At 62.2% G+C, this 25,313-nt stretch carries 25 protein-coding genes; 12 read left to right on the top strand and 13 right to left on the bottom strand.

All coding sequences use genetic code 11. The features are described 5' to 3' along the window. Positions 1-27: 27 nt before the first annotated feature. Entirely contained in the window at positions 28-2,040 is a 2,013-nt protein-coding gene (tkt, locus tag PAN31117_RS06075; protein WP_150737409.1) for a transketolase, read from the bottom strand. A 197-nt stretch (positions 2,041-2,237) separates the two neighbouring features. Between tkt and PAN31117_RS06070 the strand changes: the two genes are divergently transcribed. From PAN31117_RS06070 to PAN31117_RS06055, 4 genes are all read left to right on the top strand, one after another. Then, positions 2,238-3,170, top strand: a complete 933-nt coding sequence (locus PAN31117_RS06070; protein ID WP_150737408.1) for a spermine/spermidine synthase domain-containing protein — start codon at positions 2,238-2,240, stop codon at positions 3,168-3,170. 161 nt (positions 3,171-3,331) lie between these two features. Next, the gene (locus PAN31117_RS06065) at positions 3,332-3,754 is read left to right on the top strand and encodes a VOC family protein (protein ID WP_150737407.1); all 423 of its coding nucleotides are present in this window, start codon (positions 3,332-3,334) and stop codon (positions 3,752-3,754) included. A 118-nt stretch (positions 3,755-3,872) separates the two neighbouring features. Continuing rightward, positions 3,873-4,610: a 16S rRNA (uracil(1498)-N(3))-methyltransferase gene (locus tag PAN31117_RS06060; protein WP_150737406.1), complete on the top strand. Its 738-nt coding sequence runs from the start codon at positions 3,873-3,875 to the stop codon at positions 4,608-4,610. 50 nt (positions 4,611-4,660) lie between these two features. Beyond that, positions 4,661-5,293, top strand: coding sequence for a YidB family protein (locus PAN31117_RS06055; RefSeq protein ID WP_150737405.1), 633 nt, complete (start codon positions 4,661-4,663; stop codon positions 5,291-5,293). Between the two features lie 150 nt (positions 5,294-5,443). On the opposite strand, the gene PAN31117_RS06050 is transcribed toward PAN31117_RS06055, so the two are convergent. The 3 genes from PAN31117_RS06050 to PAN31117_RS06040 form a co-directional block, all read right to left on the bottom strand. Beyond that, complete coding sequence (locus PAN31117_RS06050; RefSeq protein ID WP_150737404.1) at positions 5,444-5,992, bottom strand: barstar family protein; 549 nt, start codon at positions 5,990-5,992, stop codon at positions 5,444-5,446. A 7-nt stretch (positions 5,993-5,999) separates the two neighbouring features. Then, a complete protein-coding gene (locus tag PAN31117_RS06045) occupies positions 6,000-6,395 on the bottom strand; it encodes a guanyl-specific ribonuclease (protein ID WP_150662207.1) in 396 nt (131 codons plus the stop codon). Between the two features lie 348 nt (positions 6,396-6,743). Further along, positions 6,744-9,047, bottom strand: coding sequence for an NADP-dependent malic enzyme (locus PAN31117_RS06040; RefSeq protein ID WP_150737403.1), 2,304 nt, complete (start codon positions 9,045-9,047; stop codon positions 6,744-6,746). Between the two features lie 329 nt (positions 9,048-9,376). Here PAN31117_RS06040 and thiL point away from each other — a divergent pair, with 329 nt between their 5' ends. Genes thiL through PAN31117_RS06025 form a run of 3 tightly spaced genes read left to right on the top strand, consistent with a single transcriptional unit; the run spans position 9,377 to position 11,420 of the window. Continuing rightward, complete coding sequence (gene thiL, locus PAN31117_RS06035; protein WP_150737402.1) at positions 9,377-10,378, top strand: thiamine-phosphate kinase; 1,002 nt, start codon at positions 9,377-9,379, stop codon at positions 10,376-10,378. Continuing rightward, positions 10,375-10,896: a phosphatidylglycerophosphatase A family protein gene (locus PAN31117_RS06030; protein WP_150737401.1), complete on the top strand. Its 522-nt coding sequence runs from the start codon at positions 10,375-10,377 to the stop codon at positions 10,894-10,896. The genes thiL and PAN31117_RS06030 overlap by 4 nt, the downstream gene beginning before the upstream one ends. A 20-nt stretch (positions 10,897-10,916) precedes the next feature. Continuing rightward, positions 10,917-11,420, top strand: coding sequence for a CinA family protein (locus tag PAN31117_RS06025; RefSeq protein WP_150737400.1), 504 nt, complete (start codon positions 10,917-10,919; stop codon positions 11,418-11,420). 112 nt (positions 11,421-11,532) lie between these two features. On the opposite strand, the gene pyrF is transcribed toward PAN31117_RS06025, so the two are convergent. After that, positions 11,533-12,345 (bottom strand): orotidine-5'-phosphate decarboxylase, encoded by an 813-nt coding sequence (pyrF, locus tag PAN31117_RS06020; protein WP_150737399.1) that lies wholly within the window; start codon positions 12,343-12,345, stop codon positions 11,533-11,535. A 147-nt stretch (positions 12,346-12,492) separates the two neighbouring features. Further along, positions 12,493-13,455: a magnesium/cobalt transporter CorA gene (corA, locus tag PAN31117_RS06015; protein WP_039393240.1), complete on the bottom strand. Its 963-nt coding sequence runs from the start codon at positions 13,453-13,455 to the stop codon at positions 12,493-12,495. Between the two features lie 301 nt (positions 13,456-13,756). Between corA and PAN31117_RS06010 the strand changes: the two genes are divergently transcribed. Further along, complete coding sequence (locus tag PAN31117_RS06010) at positions 13,757-14,632, top strand: mechanosensitive ion channel family protein (protein ID WP_150737398.1); 876 nt, start codon at positions 13,757-13,759, stop codon at positions 14,630-14,632. A 65-nt stretch (positions 14,633-14,697) separates the two neighbouring features. On the opposite strand, the gene mtgA is transcribed toward PAN31117_RS06010, so the two are convergent. From mtgA to mpl, 7 genes are all read right to left on the bottom strand, one after another. Continuing rightward, the gene (gene mtgA / locus PAN31117_RS06005) at positions 14,698-15,456 is read right to left on the bottom strand and encodes a monofunctional biosynthetic peptidoglycan transglycosylase (protein ID WP_150737397.1); all 759 of its coding nucleotides are present in this window, start codon (positions 15,454-15,456) and stop codon (positions 14,698-14,700) included. An 8-nt stretch (positions 15,457-15,464) separates the two neighbouring features. After that, positions 15,465-16,337, bottom strand: coding sequence for a shikimate dehydrogenase (gene aroE / locus PAN31117_RS06000; RefSeq protein ID WP_150737396.1), 873 nt, complete (start codon positions 16,335-16,337; stop codon positions 15,465-15,467). A gap of 86 nt (positions 16,338-16,423) precedes the next feature. Next, positions 16,424-17,320: a lipid A hydroxylase LpxO gene (gene lpxO / locus PAN31117_RS05995; RefSeq protein WP_150737395.1), complete on the bottom strand. Its 897-nt coding sequence runs from the start codon at positions 17,318-17,320 to the stop codon at positions 16,424-16,426. A 108-nt stretch (positions 17,321-17,428) separates the two neighbouring features. Beyond that, complete coding sequence (locus PAN31117_RS05990) at positions 17,429-18,388, bottom strand: energy transducer TonB (RefSeq protein ID WP_246188936.1); 960 nt, start codon at positions 18,386-18,388, stop codon at positions 17,429-17,431. Further along, on the bottom strand, positions 18,382-20,556 hold the full coding sequence (locus PAN31117_RS05985) for a ribonuclease catalytic domain-containing protein (RefSeq protein ID WP_150737394.1): 2,175 nt from the start codon (positions 20,554-20,556) through the stop codon (positions 18,382-18,384). The genes PAN31117_RS05990 and PAN31117_RS05985 overlap by 7 nt, the downstream gene beginning before the upstream one ends. 77 nt (positions 20,557-20,633) lie before the next feature. After that, positions 20,634-21,245: a YqiA/YcfP family alpha/beta fold hydrolase gene (locus tag PAN31117_RS05980; protein WP_150737393.1), complete on the bottom strand. Its 612-nt coding sequence runs from the start codon at positions 21,243-21,245 to the stop codon at positions 20,634-20,636. A 60-nt stretch (positions 21,246-21,305) separates the two neighbouring features. After that, the gene (gene mpl, locus PAN31117_RS05975; RefSeq protein WP_150737392.1) at positions 21,306-22,688 is read right to left on the bottom strand and encodes a UDP-N-acetylmuramate:L-alanyl-gamma-D-glutamyl-meso-diaminopimelate ligase; all 1,383 of its coding nucleotides are present in this window, start codon (positions 22,686-22,688) and stop codon (positions 21,306-21,308) included. A 119-nt stretch (positions 22,689-22,807) separates the two neighbouring features. Between mpl and PAN31117_RS05970 the strand changes: the two genes are divergently transcribed. The 4 genes from PAN31117_RS05970 (at position 22,808) to accB (ending at position 25,235) form a co-directional block, all read left to right on the top strand. Then, the gene (locus tag PAN31117_RS05970) at positions 22,808-23,464 is read left to right on the top strand and encodes a UDP-N-acetylmuramate--alanine ligase (protein ID WP_150737391.1); all 657 of its coding nucleotides are present in this window, start codon (positions 22,808-22,810) and stop codon (positions 23,462-23,464) included. A gap of 121 nt (positions 23,465-23,585) precedes the next feature. Beyond that, a complete protein-coding gene (locus PAN31117_RS05965) occupies positions 23,586-24,110 on the top strand; it encodes a TlpA family protein disulfide reductase (protein ID WP_150737390.1) in 525 nt (174 codons plus the stop codon). Positions 24,111-24,256: 146 nt separating this feature from the next. Continuing rightward, the gene (aroQ, locus tag PAN31117_RS05960; protein ID WP_039393255.1) at positions 24,257-24,703 is read left to right on the top strand and encodes a type II 3-dehydroquinate dehydratase; all 447 of its coding nucleotides are present in this window, start codon (positions 24,257-24,259) and stop codon (positions 24,701-24,703) included. 70 nt (positions 24,704-24,773) lie between these two features. Beyond that, entirely contained in the window at positions 24,774-25,235 is a 462-nt protein-coding gene (gene accB, locus PAN31117_RS05955; RefSeq protein ID WP_150737389.1) for an acetyl-CoA carboxylase biotin carboxyl carrier protein, read from the top strand. Positions 25,236-25,313 lie beyond the last annotated feature (78 nt).

Below are 25,313 nucleotides of genomic sequence, written 5' to 3'. Positions count from 1 at the left end.
GGGGTATCTCCGTAAGGTCTAACGAAATCAGCCAAGCACGGACTTTGCCGTCGCGACCACATGGTCGACGGTGAAGCCGAAGTGTTTGAACAGCACGCCGGCCGGAGCCGACTCGCCAAAGGTATCGATGCCGACCACGCCGCCTTCCAGGCCGACGTACTTATGCCAGAACGCCGTCACACCGGCTTCCACGGCCACACGCGGCACGCCGCGCGGCAGCACGCTCTCGCGGTAGGCCTTGTCCTGACGATCGAACACATTGGTCGACGGCATGGACACGACACGTGCGGCAATCCCTTCGGCCGCCAGCGCTTCGGCGCCCTTGAGCGCCAGATCCATTTCCGAGCCGGTCGCAATCAGGATGATCTGCGGATTGGCCACATCGCGCAGCACGTAGCCGCCACGACGGATATCGGCAATCTGCGCATCGCTGCGCGAGACGAACGGCAGGTTCTGACGGCTCAGCACCAGGCTCGACGGACCGTCGTGACGCTCCACCGCAGCCACCCAAGCCGCCGCCGTTTCCGTCGTATCGCACGGACGCCACAGATCCATTTGCGGAATCAGGCGCAGGCTCGAGACATGCTCGATCGACTGGTGCGTCGGGCCGTCTTCGCCCAGACCGATCGAATCGTGCGTGAACACGAAGATCGAACGCAGCTTCATGAGCGCAGCCATACGCAGCGCATTGCGGCTGTAGTCGGAGAACGTCAGGAACGTGCCGCCGAACGGAATGTAACCACCGTGCAGCGCAATGCCGTTCATGATGGCGCTCATGCCGAACTCGCGCACACCGTAATTGATGTGATTGCCGAACTGCACGCCGTCTGCATTGGCGCGCACGGCCTTGCTGGCCTTCCAGTTCGTGAGGTTCGAGCCGGTCAGGTCTGCCGAGCCGCCCAGGAATTCCGGCAGCACGGCGGCGAGTCCTTCGATGGCGAGTTGCGACGCCTTACGCGTTGCTACCGTCTCGGCCTTTTCGTTGGTCTTGGCGATGAGGGCGGCAGCGGCCGCCTTGAAGTCACCGGGCAGTTCGCCCTTCATGCGGCGCTCGAACTCGGCAGCTTCCGCCGGGAACTGGCCACGATAGGCGGCGAAACGTTCGTTCCACGCAGCTTCGGCCTGCTGACCGGCCGCCTTGGCGTCCCATGCGGCATAGACGTCGGCCGGCACTTCGAACGGCGGCAGATTCCAGCCGAGCGCGGCGCGCGTCGCGGCGATTTCGTCGGCGCCCAGCGGCGCACCGTGCACGTCGTGACCGCCTTCCTTGTTCGGTGCGCCCTTGCCGATCAGCGTCTTGCAGCAGATCAGCGTCGGACGATCGGACTTCTTGGCTTGCGCGATGGCCGCGTCGACCGCATCGGCGTTATGACCGTCGATACCGCGAATCACGTTCCAGCCATAGGCTTCGAAACGCTTCGGCGTATCGTCGGCAAACCAGTATTCGACGTCGCCATCGATCGAGATGCCGTTATCGTCGTACAGCGCGATGAGCTTGTTCAGACGCAGCGTGCCCGCGAGCGAGCAGGCTTCGTGCGAGATGCCTTCCATCAGGCAACCGTCGCCGAGGAACGCGTACGTGTAGTGGTCGACTATGTCGTTGCCCGGACGGTTGAATTCCTTGGCGAGCAGCGCTTCGGCGAGTGCGAAGCCGACAGCATTCGTGATGCCCTGACCCAGCGGGCCCGTGGTCGTCTCGACGCCCGGCGTGATGCCCACTTCCGGGTGCCCCGGTGTCTTGCTGTGCAGTTGGCGGAAGTGCTTGAGCTCTTCAATCGGCAGATCGTAACCCGTCAGATGCAACAACGAGTAGATCAGCATCGAGCCGTGGCCGTTCGACAGCACGAAGCGGTCGCGGTCGGCCCAATGCGGATTGGTGGGGTTGTGCTTGAGATGGCGGCCCCACAGAGCGACCGCGATATCGGCCATGCCCATGGGCGCGCCAGGGTGACCGGAGTTGGCCTGTTGGACCGCATCCATGGAAAGGACGCGAATAGCAGAGGCCATCAGCGCAGCTGTAGCAGGAGAGGAGTTCGTCATGGTGACCAGCCGGAAGAGCGGGCGTGCCCCGTTGCCGCGAGCTGCCGCGCGAAATTCAAATGCGGGAAAAGACCAAGATTTTACCAGAATCGCCCCCTGCCCGGGTCGTTCACGGCGAACTTCCTCAACCAGCGGGAACGTGGAATCATGCGAAGAAGTGATGCGATCGCCACAAATTAGAGGAAGTTGTCTTGCCAATGCCCGAAAAACACGACACCTCCACCAACCAACCGGACACCCCGGCGGCCGCGCCCGCCCAGCTGACAACGTCTTACGGGGCACCGCTCGGGCCGTGGGCGGGCTATACATTCGCTGCGACGCCGGTGTACGCCACAACGTCACCTCACCAGCACATCGAAATCTTGGATTTGCTGGCGTTCGGCGAACTCGGGCGCGCGTATCGGCTCGACGGCCGCTTCATGGCATCGCTGGCCGACGCCCACATCTGCCACGAGTGCATGGTGCATCCGCTGCTGCTCGCGCATGGCAACGCGCAACGCGTGCTGATCCTTGGCGGCGGGGACGGCGGTTCCGCGCGTGAAGCGCTGCGGCATGCAAGCGTACGGGAAGTTGTCGTCGCCGAACTCGACGCGCAAGTGCCCGACGCCATCCTTCGACACATGCCGGCGCTGGCCGACGGCGCATTCGACGATCCCCGCACCACGCTCGTCATCGGCGACGCACGGGATCTTGTCGACGCGGCACTGGCACGCGGTGAACACTTCGACGCCATCGTCTTCGATCTGACGGAAGCCGACGGCGATGCGGCGTCGCTGCACGATGCCGTATTCTTCGCGAAAGTTCGCGACTTGCTTAGCCCACGCGGGGGCATCGCCCTGCAACTGGGTGCGCCGTGGTTCGAGGGCGCGCAAGTGCGTCGCATGCTCGACGCGCTGCGCTCGGTGTTCGCCTGCGTCTTGCCGATGACCGCCTATGTGCCGCTCTACGGCACGCAATGGGCACTTGCGATTGCCAGCCATTCACTCTCAGCGAACGATTTCGACGCACCGACAACGAATCCGTCGTCAACGGCGCTCGAAGGCGTGCGCCACTATTCGCCTGCCCGTCACGCCGCGCTGTTCGATATCCCGCCGGAGCTGAGCGCCATCCTCGGCTCCATCGGCTCGTAATGCCCGGCGCTGTTCTCGTTACAGCACCGATCGGGCGTGATCCGTTGCGCCGTCGCGCGCAACGGATGAAGCGGATACGCGTTCCTTGTATATTGGGAACTTGCCAAGACCGTCGGCCCCCCATCGATTGCGCGCGCCGACGGCCCCAACGGAGCAAAACGATGTCCGATCCCCGCCCATCCCACGTGCCGTGGCTCACGCCGTATCTGACCGTTCGCGATGCGCGCGCGTCCGCCACGTTCTACGAGCAGGCATTCGGCTTTTCCGTGCATGACATGGTGGACGACGACGGCGCAGTGATGCACGTCGAAATGTTCTATCAGGGACAGTTGATCCTGATGTTCGCCCCCGAAGGCGCGTTCGCGACGACCGCGCGCACACCGCGCACCTCGGGCGTTGAAGCGCCGCAGAGCTTCTATGTCTACACGGAGGATGTCGACGCGCTTTACGCACGCGCGACCGCCGTCGGCGCCAAGGGACTGATGCCGCCGAGCGACCAGTTCTGGGGCGACCGCTTCTGCCAGTTGGAAGACCCGGACGGTTACCGGTGGGGCTTCGCCCGGCCCGTTGCTCCTCGCAGTTGAAGAGAGTCCTGCACGCCACAATGTCAGGTGCCGGGCTACGTTGGGGTATGCTTCTGTCCCCGACGCCAACACCGGCCGCCATTCTCAACATCCTCCTCACCCACGCCCTCACGCCCGAATGCCTCGCTTTTTCATCGATGCACCGCTGCATGCAGGTGCCCACGTCGACCTTCCAGACACCGTTGTTCGCCACGTCCAGGTCCTGCGCCTGAAGACAGGCGATACGCTCACGCTATTCAACGGCACGGGCGGCGAATATCCGGCGGTACTAACGACGCTGGAAAAGCGTTACGCGACGGCGCAACTCGGCGAGCACGACCGTCGTGAAGCTGAGGCTCCCTATCGCATTACGTTGGCGCAAGGCATCGCAGGCGGCGACAAAATGGACTGGCTCATCGAGAAAGCCATCGAACTCGGCGTGACGGAAATTCAACCGCTCGCGACGGAACGTTCGGTCATTCGCCTTGAAGGCGAACGTGCCGCCAAACGCGTCGCGCATTGGCAAGCGCTCGTGCAAGCCGCGTGCGAACAGTGCGGACGAAATCGGGTGCCGAAGGTGCTGCCGATTCGTCCAATTACGGCGTGGCTCGGTGACCGGGATGTCATAAAGAGTGACGGATGGCGTGTGCTATTGTCACCTAGAGCAGACAGCGGATTCGATTCGCTGCCGCTGGACGCGCCGTCCGCGCCTGGCGTTCTGCTCTTCGGCCCCGAAGGTGGGCTGGCACCTCAGGAGGAAGCGCTCGCACGGCAGGCCGGGTTTTCGGCCATCCGTCTTGGCGAGCGCATTCTTCGGACCGAAACGGCGGGCATGGCAGTCCTAGCTGCGTTAGCCGCTCGCTGGGGCGGATGGTAGGCATCGATGATTCGAGAAAACGGCCTCACAAGCCTTAAGGAGTAATCGTCATGGGTATCCTCGACAACATTCTCGGTGGTGGGTCCGGCAATCAGGCCGGTGGCGGTGGTTTCAGCACGAAGACCATGTTGCTGATGGGCTTGCTGGCGATGATTGCCAGCCGCTCGGGTGGCGCTCAGGGTCAAGGTGGTGAAGGCGGTGGTTTGCTCGGCGGCCTCGGCGGCGCCCTTGGCGGCATGCTTGGTGGCGGCGCAGCAGGCGGCGCCGGCGCGGCGGGCGGTCTGGGCGGTTTGCTCGGCGGACTACTCGGCGGCGCGCAGTCACCGGCGGCAGGTGCACCGGGGGCACCGGAAGGCGGTCTGCTGGGACAACTCGGCGGATTGGGCGGACTCGCGCAAGTTCTGAATCAGGGTGGCCTGGGCGAAGCCCTTAACTCTTGGGTCGGCACGGGTGCCAATCAGGCGGTCAGCGCCGATCAGGTCACGCAAGCGCTCGGCCCCGGCGGTCAGTTGCAGCAATTGGCAAGCTCGGCGGGCGTCTCGGAAAGCGAAGCGGCGCAGGAGTTGTCGGATCTGCTACCCAAGGTCGTCAATCAGTTGACGCCGAACGGCTCGCTGCCACAAGGCTCGCTGGATCTGGCGTCGCTGGCCCAGCAATTCCTCGGTGGCACCCACACCGGCTGATTTGCAACGAACGACTGGAAATGAAAAAAAGGTCCGCAGTGCGGACCTTTTTTCTTGCGCTTCGTCGTCTACAGAAACCACGAAAAACCGACGGTTATCCGCGGCAAAAGCGATGTTCCTGGACGTTTCGCGTCAGACGCTACGTGAACCTCAGGCAAACGAGTAAAAAACGCGGAAGCTCACGCGACGCTCGCTCCAGAACTCAGCGGTATCGCGGAACACCTCCAGCAATGTCTCGCGGCCATCCTTGTCGAACTTGGTGACGACAGGCAAGCCTTCCAGCACGACGACAAACCCGGGTTGCGGCCCACAATGGGCGACCAGATCGGTCAGACAATCATGCAACGCGTCGTAATTCTTTCCGAAATGCTTCGGGAACAGGAACGATGTGGCGATCGTCTCCAGCACTTCCGCCTTGCTTTGAGCATGCGCGCAATTGGCATAAAGGAAGTGCTGTCCGAGCCGCTCGGCCTCCGCCGCCAGTTCCGGCACGCGGAATGCACGGATCGACTGCACGATGTTCGGCCTCACGGCCTGGAAAAGACTCATATCTCCCTCTTCCGATAGGCTACGGCGATGGCCGGCCCGCGCGACAGCATGCAGGCCCAGCACCTGCTTGAACAAGTTGCCCTCGCCCGCACCGAATGGATCTGCCATAAGATCTTTCCCGCGTTCTTGTGCGAAAACCGGCTCACTCATACTGCTGTCATTCCCTTATTCGTCTAAAGCTGTTGTAGTGGTCTTGGGTGTAGTAACACGGCTCGACCGCACGTTGGTTACCGCCACAGATGATGCGCCTGGCACCTCTATTGCGGGCACCGGGAGTCGGCACCGTATATTCATGGTAATAGCCACGCGGCATTTTGGGCAGGCGCTTTTCGTAGTTCCCAAACGTGATGCCATCTTTGGCATAGGGAAACGGCCCGCCCTGGGCAATCAGCGTCAGCGTGCGCTGCGCTTCGCGAGGTAACTCGGCAACGGAGACCGTTGCTGTTTGATCCGTGACGTATGGCGCGGTTTCGCGCGCCACAGCGTTAGCCCCCAGAAAGACACTTCCCGCCGCAGTCAGTGCCACGATGCTCCGGTGAAGCCAACGTGCCATTGTCATAGCTAGCTGTCGCCCGGCGCGGCTTTGCGCTACCGGCCCGTTCTGGTGGGTGAAGCCGTAAGATTATCGCTATTGGTCATCAGAATCAATGTCGGCTTACATTTTGCAACCAAACTACTCAACAAATTCACGAAAATACAGGGATTTTCACGACAGTAAGCACACACATTGAAATATACGATGCCAAAAAATGCATCGCCCGAATAACAAAACGCCGCACCCGAAGGGGAGCGGCGTTTCTTCGTTACGTCGGCCAACCGGGATGAAACCACAGCGAACCACGGGGTGCTGACGTCAAATCAGCCGCCCCGGACAGCCCGACCGGCTCGATTCGTCGTTGGCTCAGCGCCCCTCTTGTTGCGCAGCCGCATCGGCGACAACCAGCGCCGCCATATTGATAATGCGACGCACCGTCGCCGATTCCGTCAGGATGTGCACCGGCTTCGCCGCGCCCAGCAGAATCGGCCCGATCGCCACGTTGTTACCGGCAGCGGTCTTTAGCAGGTTGTACGCAATGTTGGCGGCGTCGATATTCGGCATCACGAGCAGGTTGGCTGCACCGGTCAGCGTCGAATCCGGCATGATGCGCGCGCGCAGCTCCGGGTCCAATGCACAGTCACCGTGCATTTCACCATCAACCTCCAGTTCCGGCGCACGCTCCTGCAGAATTGCCAGCGTTTCACGCATCTTGCGCGCGCAATTCGCATCGCTCGTACCGAAGTTCGAATGTGACAGGAGTGCGACCTTCGGCTGGATACCGAAACGACGGATCTCGTCCGCCGCCATCAGCGTGATTTCGGCCAGTTGCTCCGCCGTCGGGTCCTGGTTGATGTGGGTGTCGACCAGGAAGAGTTGACGATTCGGCAGAACCAGCGCGTTCATCGCGCCATAGACGTTACCGCCTTCGCGTTTGCCGATGACACGGTCGATAAAGTGCAAGTGACGTCCCGGCGTCGACACTGTGCCGCAGATCATGCCATCCGCTTCGCCCTTGCTCACCAGCATGGCCGCGATCAGCGTCGTGCGACGACGCATTTCCACGCGCGCGTAGGACGCCGTGACGCCCTTGCGATTCGTCAGACGGTGATACGTCTCCCAGTAATCGCGATAGCGCTCATCGTGCTCCGGATTGACCACGGTGAAGTCGACGCCCGGCGTGAGGCGCAGACCGTACTGCTGAATGCGATGCTCGATCACGGCCGGGCGACCCACGAGTACCGGCGTTGCGACGCGCTCATCCACGAGCACTTGCACGGCGCGCAGCACGCGCTCCTCTTCGCCCTCGGCGAATGCAATGCGCTTTTTATCGGCCGGCACGCTGCGCGCCACCGAGAACAGCGGCTTCATCAGACCGCCGCTGTGATACACGAATTGTTGCAGCGACTGCGAATAGGCGTCGATATCCGCGAGCGGGCGCGTTGCCACGCCGGCCACCATGGCGGCTTCCGCCACTGCGGTGGCGACCTTCACCAGCAGACGCGGATCGAAAGGCTTCGGAATCAGGTATTCCGGGCCGAACGACAGGTTCTTGATGCCGTACGCCGAAGCGACGATATCGCTCTGCTCCTGACGCGCCAGCTCGGCAAGCGCGTTCACGGCCGCAATCTCCATCGAGCGCGTGATCGTCGTCGCACCGACGTCGATGGCGCCGCGGAAAATAAACGGGAAGCACAGCACGTTGTTGACCTGGTTCGGATAGTCCGTGCGGCCCGTTGCCATCACGCAATCCGGACGCACTTCCTTCGCCAGTTCCGGCGTGATTTCGGGATTCGGGTTGGCCAGCGCGAAGATCAACGGCTTATCGGCCATCGTCTTCACCATTTCCGGCTTCAGCACACCGGCGGCCGACAGCCCGAGGAACACGTCGGCACCGCCGATGACATCGGCCAGACCGCGTGCTTCCGTCTTCTGCGAGAAGCGAATCTTCTCGGGATCCATCAGTTCGGTACGCCCTTCGTACACGACCCCGGCCAGATCCGTCACCCAGATGTTCTCGATGGGCAGCCCCATGTCCACGAGCAAATCCAGACAGGCGAGTGCTGCCGCACCTGCGCCCGACGTCACGACCTTGATCGACGCAAGGTCCTTGTTGACGACCTTCAACCCGTTAATCAGCGCCGCCGCCACCACGATGGCCGTGCCGTGCTGATCGTCGTGGAAAACCGGAATCTTCATGCGCTCGCGCAACTTGCGCTCCACGATGAAGCACTCAGGTGCCTTGATGTCTTCGAGGTTGATCGCGCCAAACGTCGGTTCGAGCGCCGCGATGATGTCGACCAGCTTCTCCGGGTCCTTCTCCGCGATTTCGATGTCGAACACATCGATGTTGGCGAACTTCTTGAACAGCACCCCCTTGCCTTCCATCACCGGCTTCGAAGCCAGCGGCCCGATGTCGCCGAGGCCCAGCACAGCCGTACCGTTCGTGATCACGCCGACCAGATTGCCGCGCGCCGTGTAACGCGAAGCATTGAGCGGATCTACAACGATTTCCTCACACGCGGCAGCGACGCCCGGCGAGTACGCCAGCGCCAGATCGCGCTGGTTAAGCAACTGCTTGGTCGGCGCGATAGCGATTTTGCCGGGGGTGGGGAATTCGTGATACTCGAGCGCAGCTTCGCGCAGTTTCGGATCGATCGGCGTGGGCATGAGGGGAAGCTCTTGGCGAACAGGAGGGTCAAACTTTCAGTGCGAATTGTAGCCCTATTTATTCACGTCATTTATGCAAAAAACGGATAACGGCCACGCTCGCAATGAAGCAAGTCCAGGCTGATAGTGGCGAATATTCTGCGCAAACTCAACGTTGCATTGCACCATTGAGCGCATTTTCGGACAACGGATGAAAAACCAATAGGGTGTTGTCCGAGACGGGTATGAGAAGGCATCTGAAAACGAGACCCAAGCCTGTTTGCCCGCTTGGGAAAGCCGCCACGCCCTCTTAGAATAGGGGTTTGCGTCGTATCACTGCCTCGTTACCCATGACCTCACCTCCCGCCACCTCGTCGTCGCTGTCCGAGTTTTCTCTGATCGACCGCTTCTTTGCCGGAGCGACGCACCAGGGCGAGCACGTGACGCTCGGCATCGGCGACGATTGCGCCCTGCTGCGTCCGCCAGCGGGTGAACAACTGGCAATCTCGACCGACATGCTTGTGGAAGGCCGCCATTTTTTTGCGGACGTCGATCCCCGCGCGCTCGGCCACAAGACACTCGCCGTGAACCTTTCGGATCTGGCCGCAATGGGCGCACGACCGCTGGGTTTCACGCTCGCGCTTGCGTTGCCCGACAGCGATCCGGCGTGGCTCGGGCCGTTTGCACAAGGCCTCGCCGAACTGGCGGACCGTTACGCTTGCCCGCTCGTCGGCGGCGACACGACACGCGGCCCGCGCAATCTCTGCGCGACGGTCTTTGGCAGCGTGCCCGGCGCACAGGCGCTACGCCGGGACGCGGCGCAACCCGGTGACGACATCTGGGTCTCCGGCACGCTTGGCGATGCGCGCCTCGCGCTTGGGGCGCTGCGCGGCGAGTGGCCCTTGCAGGACAGTGAACTCGCGCTCGCGCGCCGGGCAATGGATTGGCCGGAACCGCAAGTGACGCTCGGGCTGGCGTTGCGCGGCGTTGCGCGCGCCGCACTGGACGTCTCGGACGGCCTGATCGGCGACCTCGGACATATTCTCGAACGATCCTCGATGAGCGCAAGAATCGACGTCGATGCGCTGCCACGCTCGGACTTGCTCGGCACGCAGTCCTCAGACATTCAGCGGCTCTGCACCCTCGCGGGAGGCGACGACTACCAGCTTTGTTTCTGCGCCGATGCCACACAGCGCGGGCGAATCGGGGCGATTGGCGACGAACTCGGGATACGTGTCACTCGTATCGGTACAATAGCGCTTCCCGACGCGCGCCGAACGATGCTGCATCTCCATGACAATACGGGCGCGAGCGTCGCTGCCGATTTCAAAAGTTTCGACCATTTCCAATGAGCACTGATCAAACGGCCGCCGTCAATCCGGGCAGCGGCCCGCGCCGGCCGAACTCGCGTTTCCTGCTGTCGCACCCCGCACATCTGTTTTCGCTCGGCTTCGGCACGGGTCTGTCGTCGTTTGCACCGGGCACGGTAGGAACGCTTTTCGGCTGGGCCTCATATCTGGTGCTGAACCTGTACCTGACGGTGACGGGCTGGGCGGTGCTGATCGCCGCCTCCATCATCGGCGGCATCTGGATCTGCGGCTTTACCGCACGCAAGCTTGGCGTGCAGGACCCGAGCGCTGTCGTCTGGGATGAGATCGTCGCGTTCTGGATCGTGTTGCTGCTCATTACCCCCTCGAGCTTCGTCGGTCAATTGGTCGCATTCGTGCTGTTCCGCTTCTTCGATGCAGTCAAGCCGCCGCCGATCAGCTACTTCGACCGGACCGTCAAGGGCGGTCTCGGTATCATGCTGGACGATCTGGTCGCCGCATTCTGCACGTTGCTCGTCATTGCGCTCTGGCGCTCGATCTGAATTTTTGAAGGCGTCACCCCGTGGTTTCCGAACAAAATCTTCTGGCCCAATTGTCGGTGAAAGTCGGCAACCGTCTGCGCGATGAGCGCCTGCTGCTGGCAACGGCCGAATCGTGCACCGGCGGTCTCGTCGCTGCGGCCATCACCGATATTTCCGGGAGCAGCATCTGGTTCGAGCGCGGCTTCGTGACGTACTCGAATCAGGCCAAGTCCGAGATGATCGGCGTGCCGCCCGAGTTGATCGACAAGCATGGTGCTGTGAGTGAACCGGTGGCCCGCGCCATGGCGGAAGGGGCGCTGCTTAATAGTCGCGCCCAAATTTCGCTGTCGATCACAGGCGTCGCCGGTCCCGGCGGCGGAACGGCCGACAAGCCGGTGGGGATGGTCTGCTTCGGCTGGAGCAATCGCGTCACCACCATCGTCGAGACGAAGCACTTCAAGGGCGACCGCACGCAGGTGCGCAGTCAGGCGGCGCAATACGCACTACGCGGCGTGATCGAGTTGCTCGACAAGGGCGAAGCGTAATCCAACGCAGCCAATAGAAAAACAGCGCCCGCGAATTCGCGAGGCGCTGTTTTTTTTTGGGTGCTCGAAGCTCGACGCGTCAGGCACCGATCTCGCGTTGTTCCGCGATGGTTCAGCGATAGGCGTTGATACTGTCGCGCGTCTTCTGTGCGGCGGCGGCGGCGGCGGCGGCGAAGTGCTCGTCGCTGCCCGCGTAAATGATGGCGCGCGACGAATTGATCATCATGCCTGCGCCATTGGCGGTGCGGCCGGCGGTCACCGTCGCCTCGACATCGCCACCTTGCGCACCAACGCCCGGAATCAGCAGCGGCATATCGCCGACGATGCTGCGCACGGTCGCGATCTCCGTCGGGAACGTAGCGCCAACCACCAGACCAATCTGACCACTGGTGTTCCATGGCCCTGCCGCCAGTCGTGCCACCGTTTGATACAGCGGCTTGCCGTCGACATCGAGGAATTGCAGATCGCTGCCGCCGGGGTTCGATGTCCGGCACAGGACAATCACGCCCTTGTCGGCATGCGCGAGATACGGCTCCAGCGAATCGAAGCCCATGTACGGGTTCACCGTGACGGCGTCCGCGCGATAACGTTCGAACGCTTCGCGGGCATATTGCTCGGCGGTACTGCCGATATCGCCCCGCTTGGCGTCGAGAATCACCGGCAGGCCCGGATGATCTGCATGAATATGCGCGATCAGTTGTTCGAGCTGGTCTTCGGCGCGATGCGCAGCGAAATAAGCGATCTGCGGCTTGAAGGCGCTGGCATAGGGGGCGGTCGCGTCCACGATCTGACGGCAGAACTCGAAAATCGCGTCCGGTTTGCCTTGCAAATGCGCAGGGAAACGCGACGGTTCGGGGTCAAGGCCGACACACAGCAGCGAGTTGTTGCGCGTCCAGGCGGCGTTGAGAGCTTCGGTGAATGTCATGACGGGTTCCGGCGGGGTTCCGGCGGTGGTAATCCGACGGAGAGTGATTCGAGTCTGGTTCGATCCAGCAAGGCCGCCATTTTACCTGCTCGGCGGCCGTCCCCTTGCGGACTTTCCGAAAGCCAGCGTTGCACTGGCCTTCGCACATCAATCCAGCCAGCCGCGATAGCGGAAATACAGGAACGGCGCGATGGCCGAAACGATCATCAGACCCAGGGCGAACGGGTATCCGACCTCCCATCTCAACTCCGGCATCATCTGGAAGTTCATGCCGTAGATACTGGCGATAAGCGTCGGCGGGAGGAAGGCAACGGCGGCCACCGAAAAGATCTTTATGATCTTGTTCTGGTTGATGTTGATGAAGCCGATCGTGGCATCCATCAGGAAGTTGATCTTGTCGAACAGGTAAGCGGTGTGATTATCGAGCGACTCGATATCGCGCATGATCTGCTTGCCTTCCTGATATTGCTCGTCCTTCAGCATGCGGGCGCGCATGAGGAACGACACCGCCCGTCGCGTATCCATGACGTTGCGGCGAATGCGCCCGTTCAAGTCTTCCTGCGCGGCAACGCTTTCGAGTGCCTTGGCGGCGTCCGCATCGGTGAGGTTCTTGCCCAGCACCCGCTTGCTGACCTCTTCGAGTGCGGCATACACCCCTTCGAGCGAATCGGCCGAATATTCGGCGTCGGTCGAGTAAAGGTCGAGCAGCACATCCATGGCATCGCGCACGGAACCGGGACGAATCCGCGCACGCATGCGCACCAGTCGAAACACCGGCAGATCTTCGTCGTGCACGGAAATTAGCAGATCCTTGACCACCACGAACGCAACAGGCACGTTGCGCGACTGCTCTTCGTCGTCAAGTAGAAAATCGGTGCGGATGTGCAAGACGCCGTCATCGTCTTCGTAATATCGCGCCGAAGCTTCGATATCCGTTACTTCGTCACGTGAGGGCAGCTTGACCTTGTAGGCCTCTTCGACCCAGCGGCGTTCCTCTTCGGACTCGCTGTGGAGATCGACCCAGACCGGCGAAACGCTGGCCAGATCGCTGGGATGGTCACAAGTCACCTGTTGCAGGCGGCCATGATGGATGACGAAGGCATTGATCAAACGGGGTTCTCCCTACTACGAGGCGACGCCAGTGTAGCAGCCGCGCCACAGTCACGCCAATGGCGGCACACCGGTCACCACAGCACGCTCGCCGCCCCCTGTCGGCCAGCACCGGAATCGTTCGTGGGAATATTCCGAAAGTCCGCTATTTCACACGTTTCGACGGCGTTCACTGGCAAGCTAGGAGAACCAATCTACGCACTTTGCGTCAACTTTAATATCGACGCATTTGTCGGCACACATTCATCGACGTTTCTTGCGACTTCTCGCGGAAACGTCACCGGACAGGGAGAAATCAAAAATGGCGGAAGTTACTACCCCGCTCACGTCTTTCGACGCCGTGACAGGTTTTCTGGCGGCCAACGCCCTGCACTACGGTTTGTCGTTCCTGCAGGCTGTGGTGATTCTGCTGGTCGGCTTCTGGGTCGCGAAGCGCTTGTCCCGCTTCGTTCACAAAACACTCAGCCGCTCGCCACATTTCGATGCCACGCTCAAACCGCTGATCGAGTCGGTGGTGCTGTGGTCCGTACGCATCATCACGATCATTGCGGTACTGGCACAGTTCGGCGTGCAGACGGCGAGCATCATTGCAGTTCTCGGCGCTGCGGGCCTGGCCATCGGACTGGCATTGCAAGGCACGTTGCAGAACATTGCCGCGGGCACGATGCTGCTGGTGCTGCGTCCGTTTCGCAATGGCGACTATGTGACGGCCGGGTCCACCGTGGCGGGCACCGTCGAAGAGATCGGTCTGTTCACGACGACGCTCACGAACGCCGACGGCATTTACGTCTGCGTGCCGAACAACCAGATCTGGGGACAGCCGATCACGAACTACAGCCGCAACGCGACCCGTCGAATGGAAATCACGGTGGGCATTGCATTGGACGACGACCTCGACGCCGCGATGAGCGCGCTGCGCCAACACGTGTCGGACGATCAGCGTGTGCTCGACACGCCCGCGCCCGAAATCATGGTCAAGCAGGTCAGCGACAGCGCCGTGATAGTGAACGTGCGCGTCTGGTCGTTGCTGGGTAACTACTGGGGTCTGTATTGGGATCTGCAACGTAACGTGAAGGAGACGGTCGAGGGCGTCGGATGCTCACTGCCGTATCCGACGCGCACAGTCATGCAGGTGCCCACGCAAACCATCCCGGACGCGGCACAGCCGCGACATTGATCCTCTCCCGGCCGATCGCGACGGGGCGGCCACCGCTGGCCACCGCTGGCCATCGCTGACAATCGCTACTGCGGCAACTCGGCCGCTCCCATCCGACGCGCAATCACCCCGGCGCGTTGCGCGAGATACGGCGAATTGCGATGCGTATCGAAGTAGCGCGGACGCGGCAACATGACCGCGAGCCGCGCGGCCTGCCACGGGGAAAGTTTCGATGCAGGAATCCCGTAGTAGTAACGCGCCGCCGCCTCCGCTCCGAACACGCCCTCGCCCCACTCGACCGAGTTCAGATAGATCTCGAAGATGCGCTGCTTGTCCATCCAGAACTCAAGCATCCAGGTGATGGTGAATTCCTCGGCTTTGCGCAGATAACTCTTCTCGCTCGACAGAAAAAGATTCTTCGCCAGTTGCTGCGAGATGGTCGAGCCACCTGCCACGATGCGTCCCTTCTTCTGATTCTTCTCCCACGCACCGAGCATCGCATCGATTTCGTAACCGTCGTGATTGACGAAGTTGGCGTCTTCGCTGGCGATGATCGCGCGTTTCAGATTTCGCGAAATCTGGTCGTACGACACCCATTCGTGTCGCAGAGTCGCTTTCGGATCCGTCTCATGAAGCCGCGCTTCAGCGGCACGCATGAACGCCGTCGATTGCGGATTGAAGCGCACCCACCAACCGATTTGCAGGAAGTAGTAAAGCTGCGTCGCCAGCACGCCCACGATCAGCAGGGTGATGAAATAGCCCGCCCATTGCCACGGCCCCCACGCGCGTTTGCGACGGGTGCCGTTCGCGTGAGAAGTCCGTGATGTACGTCGCTGGGCAGCCATCGGCACGATCAGCTTTTGGCGTTGAGTCGGGCACGCAGCGCTGCGCGCACAACGTCGGTCGACGGTCGCACACCGCGCCACACGGCAAACGCTTCGGCCGCCTGCTCGACGAGCATGCCCAGCCCATCCGACGCCTTGGCCGCACCGGAGGCCACCGCGTGCGTCATGAAGACCGTTGGCTGCGCCCCGTACATCATGTCGTACGCGAGCGAACCCGTGGCATAGGCGCCCGCAGGCAACGGCGGAACTTCGCCCTGGAGGCTGCCGGTCGTGGCGTTGATGACGACGTCGAATCCGGCGGGAACGGCTCCCCAGCCGCCGCCGCCCAACGCCACGTTGCAACGTGCGGCCGCATCGGCAAACCGGGCGACCAGTTCATCGGCGCGCGCCGCCGTGCGATTCGCGACGAAGAGCGCCGCCGGTCTCGCCTCGATCAGCGGCAGCATCGCGCCACGCGACGCGCCACCCGCGCCCAACAGCAATACGCGGCGTCCAGCGAGCGTCACACCGAGTGGGCCTTCGATGTCTCGCACCAGACCGACGCCATCCGTGTTGTCGCCGATGATGCCTTGCGCGTCGAATACCAGTGTGTTGACAGCCCCCGCCGCCTGCGCGCGCTCTGTGAGCCGATCCGCCAATGCATGGGCTTCCAGTTTGAACGGCACGGTGACGTTGGCTCCGCGCGCACCTTGTTCGATGAACGTGCGCAACGTGGCGGCAAACGCGTCAAGCGGTGCTAGCAAACGCTCGTAGACGAGTCGTTGCCCCGTCTCCCGCGCAAACTCGGCGTGAATGAAGGGCGACTGGCTATGTTCGACAGGATGACCGATCACGGCGTAGCGATCAGTTGGCAAATCCCCGGCAGGCGTTTGGTTTGTCATCGTTTTCAAAGACGCGGCGCCTGGCTTTCGCTCAGGCGCCGCTGATATTCATGCAGCAGGTCGTCGGCCGATACGGCTTCAGGCCGTCACCAGAGAATCCATAGCAGGATGCCTCCGAACAACGCCCATTTCACCGCATAGTACACGGTACGGTTCCACGCCTTCAGACGTTTGCCGACGATGCGGATCGAGTAAATATACTTGAACATCTTGTTCAAGCCACCGGTACGGTCGCCCGCATCGTTCGGCGACGCTGCTGCGCCCACCAGATGACGGCCGAACCAACGGTTGATGGCCTGCGTCCAGCGGTACTTCATCGGACGCTCAACGTCGCAAAACAGAATGATACGGTTCTGGCCGCTCTGGTTCTCGGCGTAGTGAATATACGTCTCATCGAACATCACGCCCTCGCCATCGCGCCAGCTATAACGCTGGCCGTCGACATCGATGTAACAACGGTCGTCGTTCGGCGTGACCAGCCCGAGGTGATAGCGCAACGAACCGGCGTACGGATCGCGGTGACGCACCAGTCGGCTGCCATGCGGCAATTCGGCGAACATCGCGGCTTTGATCGTCGGAATCTTGCGCACGAGGTCGGTTGTGACCGGGCACAGCGCGTTGGCGGACGGATGCGATTCGTCATACCACTTCAGGTAGAACCGCTTCCAACCGCTTTTGAAAAACGAATTGAAGCCGACATCGTTGTACTTGTCGGACGCTTTGATACGGCTCGCGTCGAGCAACGACATCGCTTCGGCACGAATCGCCTCCCAGTTCTGACGCAACGGCTCCAGTTCGGGGAAATTGTCGGACTTCAGATAAGGCGTCGTAGGTACACGCGAAAAGGCGTACATGAAGACGTTCAGCGGTGACAGGAACGTCGAATGGTCGGACAGTTGGCGGAAAAATTTATGGCGAACCTTACCGCGGAAATGCACATACACAGCACAAGCAGCAATGATCGCCAGAAAAATCCATTTCATAGCGGACGTTTCGAGATCGGGAAAACTCAGCGATTATAGAAATTTTCGGAAAGTTTCACCGACCACGATCCCAACGGGATCGCAGTCCGCTGCGGCCACTCTGACATGCTATTGCGGATTGTCCTGCGCCGGCGCAGTGAGCGTTTGCGCCTGCACGCCCTGACGGGTAAATGTCATTCGCGTGACGATTTCGAGGATGTCATAACGCTGCCTCATCTCGGACGAGAAGTCGCCGAACGGTGCGCTGGCCTGCACGATCGCGACCGCGCGTCGATCCAGATCCCGATTGCCGGAACTGCGTGTCACTTCCACGCCGACGACGTTCCAACCGTCCTTGTGGTACCCCAGCCCGCCCCGTTGATTCACATTGAGCGTGACGATCAGCTCACCGTACAGCCGATCGTTGCCGATTTGCGGAAAGTGCTCCGTACCGTAACGCTCGATACGATGACGCAAACCATCGAAGTATCTGGCGTACGCGACTTCTCGCGTGTTCGCCGTCACCTGGCCTCGCTTGGGGCGTGTCTGATAGGCGCGCAGTTGCTTGTCGATTTCCGCCTGCAAGCGCGCGATCTGCTGGTCGACCGTCTGGTCGTCGAGTCCATGACCGCGCTGCGGCGTATCCGCGCGATTGCGCTGCGCCTCAGGCGTGGTCGCGTACTGACTGCGTAGCTGCGAAAGCAGCTTCTCCTGCATCGCTTCCAGGTCGCTCACATTGCGCTGGACCTGTGCGACGGGGGCACCGTCGCGCTCGATGACCTGCGACGGCAGTGGCGATGTGGCACGCTCGCCGTCATGCTCCCCACCACCGACAAGGTTGGCTTGCGCGAGCGCCGTCGCCTTGTCCGGTGCGTTGGCCGACTTCGCATTGACGAGGACGACTTCGAGGGGCGTATCTGCGCTGTGCAAGCGGAAACTGTCGGGCGCAACGAAATGTACGGCCAGCGCGAGCAAATGCACCACCGCCGAAAAAATCAGGCCGGTGGCAAGCGGATGCTCGCGCATCAGCGACCAGCCGCGACGTCGCGCCGCAGCCAGATCGCCGGTGGGCAAAGCCGGTTTCAGCACGCAGGGCTGGCCGAAGCGTCGTGCGCCCCTGCCGCCATGAGCGCAACGGCCATCGGCGACCCGGCGTCGGACGCCGCGACCGAGTCATCGCGCCGGGCGGACGCGGTGTCGCCATCGTCAGCGGTACGTTCGGCAGCACCCGCCGCACCGATATCGCCTTCCGACGAGTCGGACGAGTCGGAGCCTTCGCCACCGTCGGCGCCACCGCTCTCGCCACCCTCGCCACCGTCTCCGGCACCGCCGTCACCTTCGTCGTCATCCGCGAGTTCGGTCTGGCTCGCGCCCAGCACCTGCGAAATGCGCACCGAAATACTGAGCGTGACGACGTCAAACGACAGCACGTCGAGCATGATCTGCGTGCCGCGCGCATGCAATCCGAGGCCCGGCACGATGAGCGTGAGCGGGATATCGTTCAGACGAACGGTATCGCCCTTGAGCACACTCGCCTGCACCTGCGACTTGTTCTCCTGAATCAGCCAGCGCATGCACCAGTAGCGCTCCATGCGGCTCTGATGTTCGCTATACGCCGCGTACGCCGCCTCAAAGCTCGACACCGTTGCATAGAGATCGGCATCTTTCGGCTTGAACGGAGCGGCCAGTTTGGCAGTCACGCCGTGGCGCACGCAGGCGATCAGTTGCCACTGGTTCACAAGGTCGACATAACGACGCAGCGGCGACGTGCTCCACGCGTACTGCTCGACACCCAGCCCTTCGTGCGGGGCGGGCGACGTCTGCATGCGCGTACGGTTCACGCCGTATGCGCGTTGCGCGCGGTAGATGCCCGGCACACCACATTCGGCCAGCAGGCGCCCCCAACGGCTGTTCGCGAGAATCGCCATTTCAGCGACGATCAGATCGAGCGGTGCGCCACGCAGACGCTGCTTGATCGTGACGTGCTCGCCATCGACGTAAAAATTGAAGTCGGTCTTGTTCTGCACTTCCGGGCGCAGACCGTAGCCCACGCGCGCAGCCTGACGCTTGTCATACAGCGATTGCGCAAACGGCCACAGCAGGCGCAGCTCTTCCTTGTGCGGATAGTCGCCGCTGCCATCGGCCAGCGTTTCTGCCGTGATGATGGCGTCGAGTTCGTTGTGACGCAGGTTGGCGGAGATCGGCACAAGTTCTGCGCGCGTCTCGGTCGTCACGATCTCATACGTGTCGGCCTTGACGACGACATACAGCGACAGCGCCGGACGCGCGCCCCCTTCGGCGAGCGTATAGGTCTGCACCACCGAATCGGGCAGCATCGTGATCTTCTCGCCGGGCGCGTAAACCGTCGACAGACGCACGCGGGCGATCTCGTCGATGGCGTCGCCGCGCGTGATGCCCAGCGCCGGTGCCGCAATGTGGATACCCACGCGCAGCAGACCGTCCGGCAGCAGTTGCACCGAGAGGGCGTCGTCGATTTCGGTCGTCGTCGAATCGTCGATCGAGAACGCCTGCACATCGGCAAGTGGCAGATCGTCGGGCGGCAGCGGCGTCGGCCCCAGATCGGGGAAGCCGGTACCGCGCGGGAAGTGTTCGTAGAGGAACGCGGCCTCGTGATAGGCGCGCGGCGACGCAATGCCGCCACACGCCAGCATTACCTCGGCGTGGGTCTTGCCCAACGCGATGGCAGCCGCATCGAGCGCCTTCCATTCGAGCGCGTTCTTGTCAGGACGGAACAGCAGTTGCAGTTCCTTGCCCTTGAGCGCGTCCGGCAGCGAACCGGCGATCAGCTGATCGGCGTACGACTGCTGCAACTCCGCTTGTTGTTGCTTACGCGCCAGTCCGGCCAATGCGGCCTCAAGCTGTTCCTGCGCGGCGCGCTGATACTGACCGCGGCCTTTGCGACGGAAATAGATCGGCGACGCCTGCAAGGCCAGCGCCAGCCCGGCCTGCTGCGCAACGCTCGCGCCCTCCCCGAAGTACTCGGACGCGAGCACGGGAAACGCGAATTCGTCGGCCGGCGCGCACTCCCACAGGAAACTCATATCGATATCCTGTGCGGCAGCCTGTGCCTGCGCGATCAGCTCGGCGGGCGTGGGCGACTCGAAACGTAGCAGAACGTCGCGTCCCTTAATCTTGCTGCGACGCCCGCCAGGCAACTCCACCTGATACGACTCGCCCTGCTGCGACAACACCGTGCCAGCCTTGAAGCCGCCGGATTCCTCAAAAAAAATGTTCATGAAACAGCCATCGATCGCAATAGGCGATATTGTAGCCCGCCAATGTACGGCGGTTTAGGACAGAACGGGGTAACGCGTCATTCGCCCGCGAACGGGCTTGCTGCGTCAGGCGAAGGCGGCACGTCGATGCCCGCGAAACGCAGCACATCGTCCATATAGTTGGCAAAATCGGAAATCCCGTGGTCGCCCCCCTCAATCAACGTGAGCTTTGCACCCGGAAATTTCGCCACCATGTCGCGATAATCCAGCGTTTGGTCGCCGGTCGCGGCCACCAGGTAATAGCGCTCGGGACGGGTGATCTGCGCCACGTCGATCATGCGGAGTTCGTCGAGATGGCGCGGCTCGACGACGATGGAACCCCCGCCGTGCCACATCGGCTGCTCGCCGAGCCATTTACCGAGATCGTCATACGGACGCGTCGCCGGATTAAGCACCACAGCGCGGCAACCCAGCTTTTCTGCGAGATACGTCGCGTAGTAGCCGCCCAAGGAGCTACCCACGATGGTCAGCTCCTCGGGGCTCACGCTGGTCAGCAGCCGCTGTGCATCGACGACGGCGGCGAGCGGCGACGGCGGCAACTGCGGGCACGCCCAGGCATGCCCCAGACCGAGCCGATGCATGCGGGCAGCCATCAACTGGGCCTTGAACGAACGCGGCGACGAACGGAAGCCGTGCAAATAGAGAATCATGGGAGCCCCGATAAAACCAAGTCAGTGTGCGCGAGCCACGTAATACCAGCTTAGGCGCGCTCAGGCGCGCGTCGCCAGCGCATCAAGCAATTTTTGATGAATGCCGCCAAAGCCGCCGTTGCTCATCACCACGATCTGGTCGCCTGGCTGCGCGGCTGCGCTCACCGCGCGCACCAGCCCGTCGATGTCACTGAACGCCTGCGCACGCGCGCCCAACGGCGCAAGCGCTTCAGTCAGATTCCAGCCGAGCGAATCCTTGCCGGACGGCGCGCCATAGCCGAACACCAGATCGGCATCGGCCAGACTCGCGGGCAGTTGCGCCTTCATCACGCCAAGCTTCATCGTGTTCGAGCGCGGTTCGAGCACCGCCAGAATGCGGGCCTTGCCCGCGCGGCGGCGCAGGCCGGCCAAAGTCGTCTGAATAGCGGTCGGATGATGGGCGAAGTCGTCGTAGACGGTCACGCCGGCGGCTTCACCACGCACTTCCATACGGCGCTTCACGTTCTGAAACTTGCCCAGCGACGCGGCCCCCTGCTCCGGCGGCACGCCCACATGACGTGCGGCAGCCAGTGCCGCGAGCGCATTCATCCGGTTGTGTTCGCCCTGAAGCGCCCATTTCACTTCCCCCGCAGCCTTTGGCCCCTGATGGACCCAGAACGCTTCTTGCCCCGCCGCCAGCGCTTCGTTGGCTTCGGCCACGTGCCAGCCGTCCGCCACACCGAAGCGTTCGACTTCGCTCCAGCAGCCGCGCGTCAGCACGCGCTCCAGCGCCGGTTCGCGGCCGTTCACGATCAGGCGGCCCTGCCCGGGGACGGTGCGCACAAGATGATGGAATTGCGTCTCGATTGCCGTCAGATCCGGGAAGATGTCGGCGTGATCGAACTCCAGATTGTTCAGGATGGCCGTGCGCGGGTGGTAATGAACGAACTTCGAGCGCTTGTCGAAGAACGCAGTGTCATACTCGTCCGCCTCGATGACGAAGAAGTCGCTGTCGGTCAGCCGCGCCGAAATGCCGAAGTTCATCGGCACCCCGCCGACAAGGAAGCCCGGGTTGTACCCGGCGTCTTCGAGAATCCACGTGAGCATCGATGTCGTGGTCGTCTTGCCGTGCGTACCGGCCACTGCCAGCACCCACTTCTTCGACAGCACGTGCTCGCCGAGCCATTGCGGGCCGGACGTGTATGGCAGATTCCGGTTCAGGATCTCTTCCATCAGCGGATTGCCGCGCGACACGACGTTGCCGATCACGAACAGGTCAGGCTCCAGCGAGACCTGGTCGGCATCGAACCCTTCGATCAGGCGAATGCCCTGAGCCTCGAGCTGAGTGCTCATCGGCGGATAGACGTTGGCGTCGCAACCCGTGACGGTATGACCGGCCTGACGCGCGAGGACTGCCAGTCCGCCCATGAACGTGCCGCAGATGCCAAGAATATGAATATGCATGGATGGGGAGCGTGGTGAGGACGGGTCGAACCCGTGCGGGAAATGGGAGTGCAGAGAAGCCAGGGGCTCCATTGTACCTGTCACGTGAACCGCAATGCCTTTCGGGTATCATCGTTCGCATGACACGCAAATCCTGGACCGACGCCCAACGCCTGCGCGAAGAAATCGCGCTCGCGGCCGCTCGCCTCATCGCCGAGGAGGGGGCCGACTACGCTTCCGCGAAGCGCAAGGCGGCCAAGCAGGTAACGGGTGAATCGCGAATTGCCGGTGAATTACTGCCCGATAACGACCAGATCGAAGCGGAAGTCCGGGAGTACGTGCAAACGTTCCTCTCCGACACACAACCCGCCGAGCTGGCGCACCTGCGTCAGGTCGCTCTGACGGTGATGACAGAGCTGGCGCGTTACCGCCCGTTCATCACCGGTGCGGTCTACAACGGCACGGCCACGGCGCTATCTGATATCTACTTGCAGGCTTTTTGCGACAACCCCAAGGAAGTGGCCATCGACTTGCTGAACCGGGGCATCGACTACGAAGTCTCCGAGAGCCGCCATTTCAATGGACGAGGGATGGTCGAGACGTTGAGTTTTCTCTGGCGCGAGCGTCGTCAGCAGGGCGAACCCGCGGGCGTCCATCTGTCGCTCTATTCGATGGACGATATGCGCGGCGCGCTCAAGGCCTCCGACGGCAATGGCCGTCCAGTCCGGGTCGACGCCGACGGGCTGCGGGCGCTGATCGCGCAAGCCGATGCCGCCAGCCATGCATCGAGTCACTGAGCTGACCGGCGGCTGACGCAAAATCACGGCACAATCACGACGCAATCGCCACTAATTCTTCGCAATTACGGTTCGTCTTTCGTTTACCGTCTTATCCCGGCACTTCCGCCTTCTATCCATCATGGCAAAACGCATCGTTATTCTGGTGATTCTGGCCCTCGTCGGGCTGGCTGGCGGATTCTGGCTCGGCCACCGCAACCAGCCGACACCGAGCGCCTCGGACGCCGCCGTCTCCCAACTGCTCGCCACCCGCCTGCCCGACCTGAAGGGCAACGATCAAGCCATCTCCCAATGGAAAGGGAAGACGCTGGTGGTGAACTTCTGGGCGCCGTGGTGCGGGCCGTGCGTCGAAGAAATGCCCGATTTGCAGGCGCTCTCCACCGAGTTCGGAACGAAAAACGTGCAATTCGTCGGTATCGGCATCGATACGGCGCAGAACATGATCGCGTTCGAGCAAAAGGTGAAAGTGGACTATCCGCTGCTCGTGGCAGGTTATGCCGGTACGGACCTGGCCCGCGCACTCGGCAACAAGGCGGGCGCGTTGCCCTTTACTGTCGTCGTCGACCCGCAGGGTCGTCTGCATTATGAGAAGCTGGGCCGCATTACATCGGACGAGGTCCGCGCCGCGCTCAAACCGCTCATCTGACCCTAACACGGTGGGAGAGGGATCCCGGGAAGCCCCGCCGGGCGTGACCGGTAGTCCCCTGAGGGGCAGTCCCTATTTCGCCCCACTGGACAAAATCCACCAACTGGCGTTTAATTGCGCCCAATTTCGTGAAATTTGATTCGCCGATGCCTCACCGCATTCTCGTGCTCCACGGCCCCAACCTGAACCTGCTCGGTACTCGCGAGCCGGAGGTGTACGGTCGCACGACGCTGGCCGACATCGACTCCGCCCTTGTGGCGCAGGCCCAGACGGCGGGTGCCGAGGTGGCGACATTCCAAAGCAATCACGAAGGCGCACTGGTTGACCGGATTCAGGCGGCGCGCGGTGAGTCGATCGACTTCATCGTCATCAACCCGGCGGCCTACACCCACACGAGCGTGGCGATTCGCGACGCGTTGGCCGGGGTAGGCATCCCGTTCGTCGAAGTTCACCTCTCGAACGTTCATGCGCGCGAAGCCTTCCGGCATCACTCGTACTTTTCCGACATTGCGCAAGGTGTGATCTGCGGCCTGGGCTGGCGCGGGTATACCTACGCACTCGATTTTGCCCTGCGGCGACTCGCCGGCGGGTAGTCCTTTCACACCCCATTTCCTCTCGCGGGACGTTGCGCCCGCGTCGATACAGAATCAAGGAGCTTCCTTCATGGATTTGCGCAAACTCAAGACGTTGATCGACCTCGTGGCCGAATCGGGTATTTCCGAACTCGAAGTCACCGAAGGCGAAGGCAAGGTCCGCATCGTCAAGGCACCGCCGCAAGTGATCGCCGCCCCGATGCAGATGGCCATGCCGGCCGCCATGCCCCAAGTCCCTGCGCAAGCTCCCGTTGGATCGCCCGCCGCCGTTGCCCCGGCCGCACCGGCTCTGCCGCAAGGTCACATCGTGACGTCGCCGATGGTCGGTACGTTCTACCGCGCCCCGTCGCCGGGCGCCGATCCGTTCGCGCAAGTCGGCGACTCGGTCAAGGAAGGCCAGACGCTGTGCATCATCGAAGCGATGAAGCTGCTCAACGAGATCGAGTCGGACAAGGCCGGCGTGATCAAGGAAATCCTCGTCGAGAACGGTCAGGCCGTGGAATACGGTCAACCGCTGTTCGTGATCGGCTAATGCCGGTTGTCGGACGCTCCGCCCGCAGCCTTCGGCCGCGTGGCGATATGAAGCGTCCGGCCCCGCTCCTCTCCCCTT

Origin of the sequence: Pandoraea anapnoica (assembly GCF_902459765.1) — a bacterium.
GTDB lineage: Bacteria > Pseudomonadota > Gammaproteobacteria > Burkholderiales > Burkholderiaceae > Pandoraea > Pandoraea anapnoica.
Note: the sequence above shows the minus strand (reverse complement) of the source record. Positions and strands in the feature narration are given on the sequence as shown.

What these genes read in the sequence shown, in the direction of transcription:
- PAN31117_RS05980 (WP_150737393.1), bottom strand. Translation starts at nt 21,245, where the DNA reads ATGATTCTCTATTTGCACGGCTTCCGTTCGTCGCCGCGTTCGTTCAAG.
- PAN31117_RS06030 (WP_150737401.1), top strand. Translation starts at nt 10,375, where the DNA reads ATGAGCACTGATCAAACGGCCGCCGTCAATCCGGGCAGCGGCCCGCGC.
- mpl (WP_150737392.1), bottom strand. Translation starts at nt 22,688, where the DNA reads ATGCATATTCATATTCTTGGCATCTGCGGCACGTTCATGGGCGGACTG.
- PAN31117_RS06010 (WP_150737398.1), top strand. Translation starts at nt 13,757, where the DNA reads ATGGCGGAAGTTACTACCCCGCTCACGTCTTTCGACGCCGTGACAGGT.
- PAN31117_RS06045 (WP_150662207.1), bottom strand. Translation starts at nt 6,395, where the DNA reads ATGGCACGTTGGCTTCACCGGAGCATCGTGGCACTGACTGCGGCGGGA.
- PAN31117_RS05985 (WP_150737394.1), bottom strand. Translation starts at nt 20,556, where the DNA reads ATGAACATTTTTTTTGAGGAATCCGGCGGCTTCAAGGCTGGCACGGTG.
- pyrF (WP_150737399.1), bottom strand. Translation starts at nt 12,345, where the DNA reads ATGACATTCACCGAAGCTCTCAACGCCGCCTGGACGCGCAACAACTCG.
- lpxO (WP_150737395.1), bottom strand. Translation starts at nt 17,320, where the DNA reads ATGAAATGGATTTTTCTGGCGATCATTGCTGCTTGTGCTGTGTATGTG.
- tkt (WP_150737409.1), bottom strand. Translation starts at nt 2,040, where the DNA reads ATGACGAACTCCTCTCCTGCTACAGCTGCGCTGATGGCCTCTGCTATT.
- aroQ (WP_039393255.1), top strand. Translation starts at nt 24,257, where the DNA reads ATGCCTCACCGCATTCTCGTGCTCCACGGCCCCAACCTGAACCTGCTC.
- PAN31117_RS05965 (WP_150737390.1), top strand. Translation starts at nt 23,586, where the DNA reads ATGGCAAAACGCATCGTTATTCTGGTGATTCTGGCCCTCGTCGGGCTG.
- thiL (WP_150737402.1), top strand. Translation starts at nt 9,377, where the DNA reads ATGACCTCACCTCCCGCCACCTCGTCGTCGCTGTCCGAGTTTTCTCTG.
- aroE (WP_150737396.1), bottom strand. Translation starts at nt 16,337, where the DNA reads ATGACAAACCAAACGCCTGCCGGGGATTTGCCAACTGATCGCTACGCC.
- PAN31117_RS06050 (WP_150737404.1), bottom strand. Translation starts at nt 5,992, where the DNA reads ATGAGTGAGCCGGTTTTCGCACAAGAACGCGGGAAAGATCTTATGGCA.
- PAN31117_RS06065 (WP_150737407.1), top strand. Translation starts at nt 3,332, where the DNA reads ATGTCCGATCCCCGCCCATCCCACGTGCCGTGGCTCACGCCGTATCTG.
- PAN31117_RS06060 (WP_150737406.1), top strand. Translation starts at nt 3,873, where the DNA reads ATGCCTCGCTTTTTCATCGATGCACCGCTGCATGCAGGTGCCCACGTC.
- PAN31117_RS06040 (WP_150737403.1), bottom strand. Translation starts at nt 9,047, where the DNA reads ATGCCCACGCCGATCGATCCGAAACTGCGCGAAGCTGCGCTCGAGTAT.
- PAN31117_RS05970 (WP_150737391.1), top strand. Translation starts at nt 22,808, where the DNA reads ATGACACGCAAATCCTGGACCGACGCCCAACGCCTGCGCGAAGAAATC.
- mtgA (WP_150737397.1), bottom strand. Translation starts at nt 15,456, where the DNA reads ATGGCTGCCCAGCGACGTACATCACGGACTTCTCACGCGAACGGCACC.
- PAN31117_RS06070 (WP_150737408.1), top strand. Translation starts at nt 2,238, where the DNA reads ATGCCCGAAAAACACGACACCTCCACCAACCAACCGGACACCCCGGCG.
- accB (WP_150737389.1), top strand. Translation starts at nt 24,774, where the DNA reads ATGGATTTGCGCAAACTCAAGACGTTGATCGACCTCGTGGCCGAATCG.
- PAN31117_RS06055 (WP_150737405.1), top strand. Translation starts at nt 4,661, where the DNA reads ATGGGTATCCTCGACAACATTCTCGGTGGTGGGTCCGGCAATCAGGCC.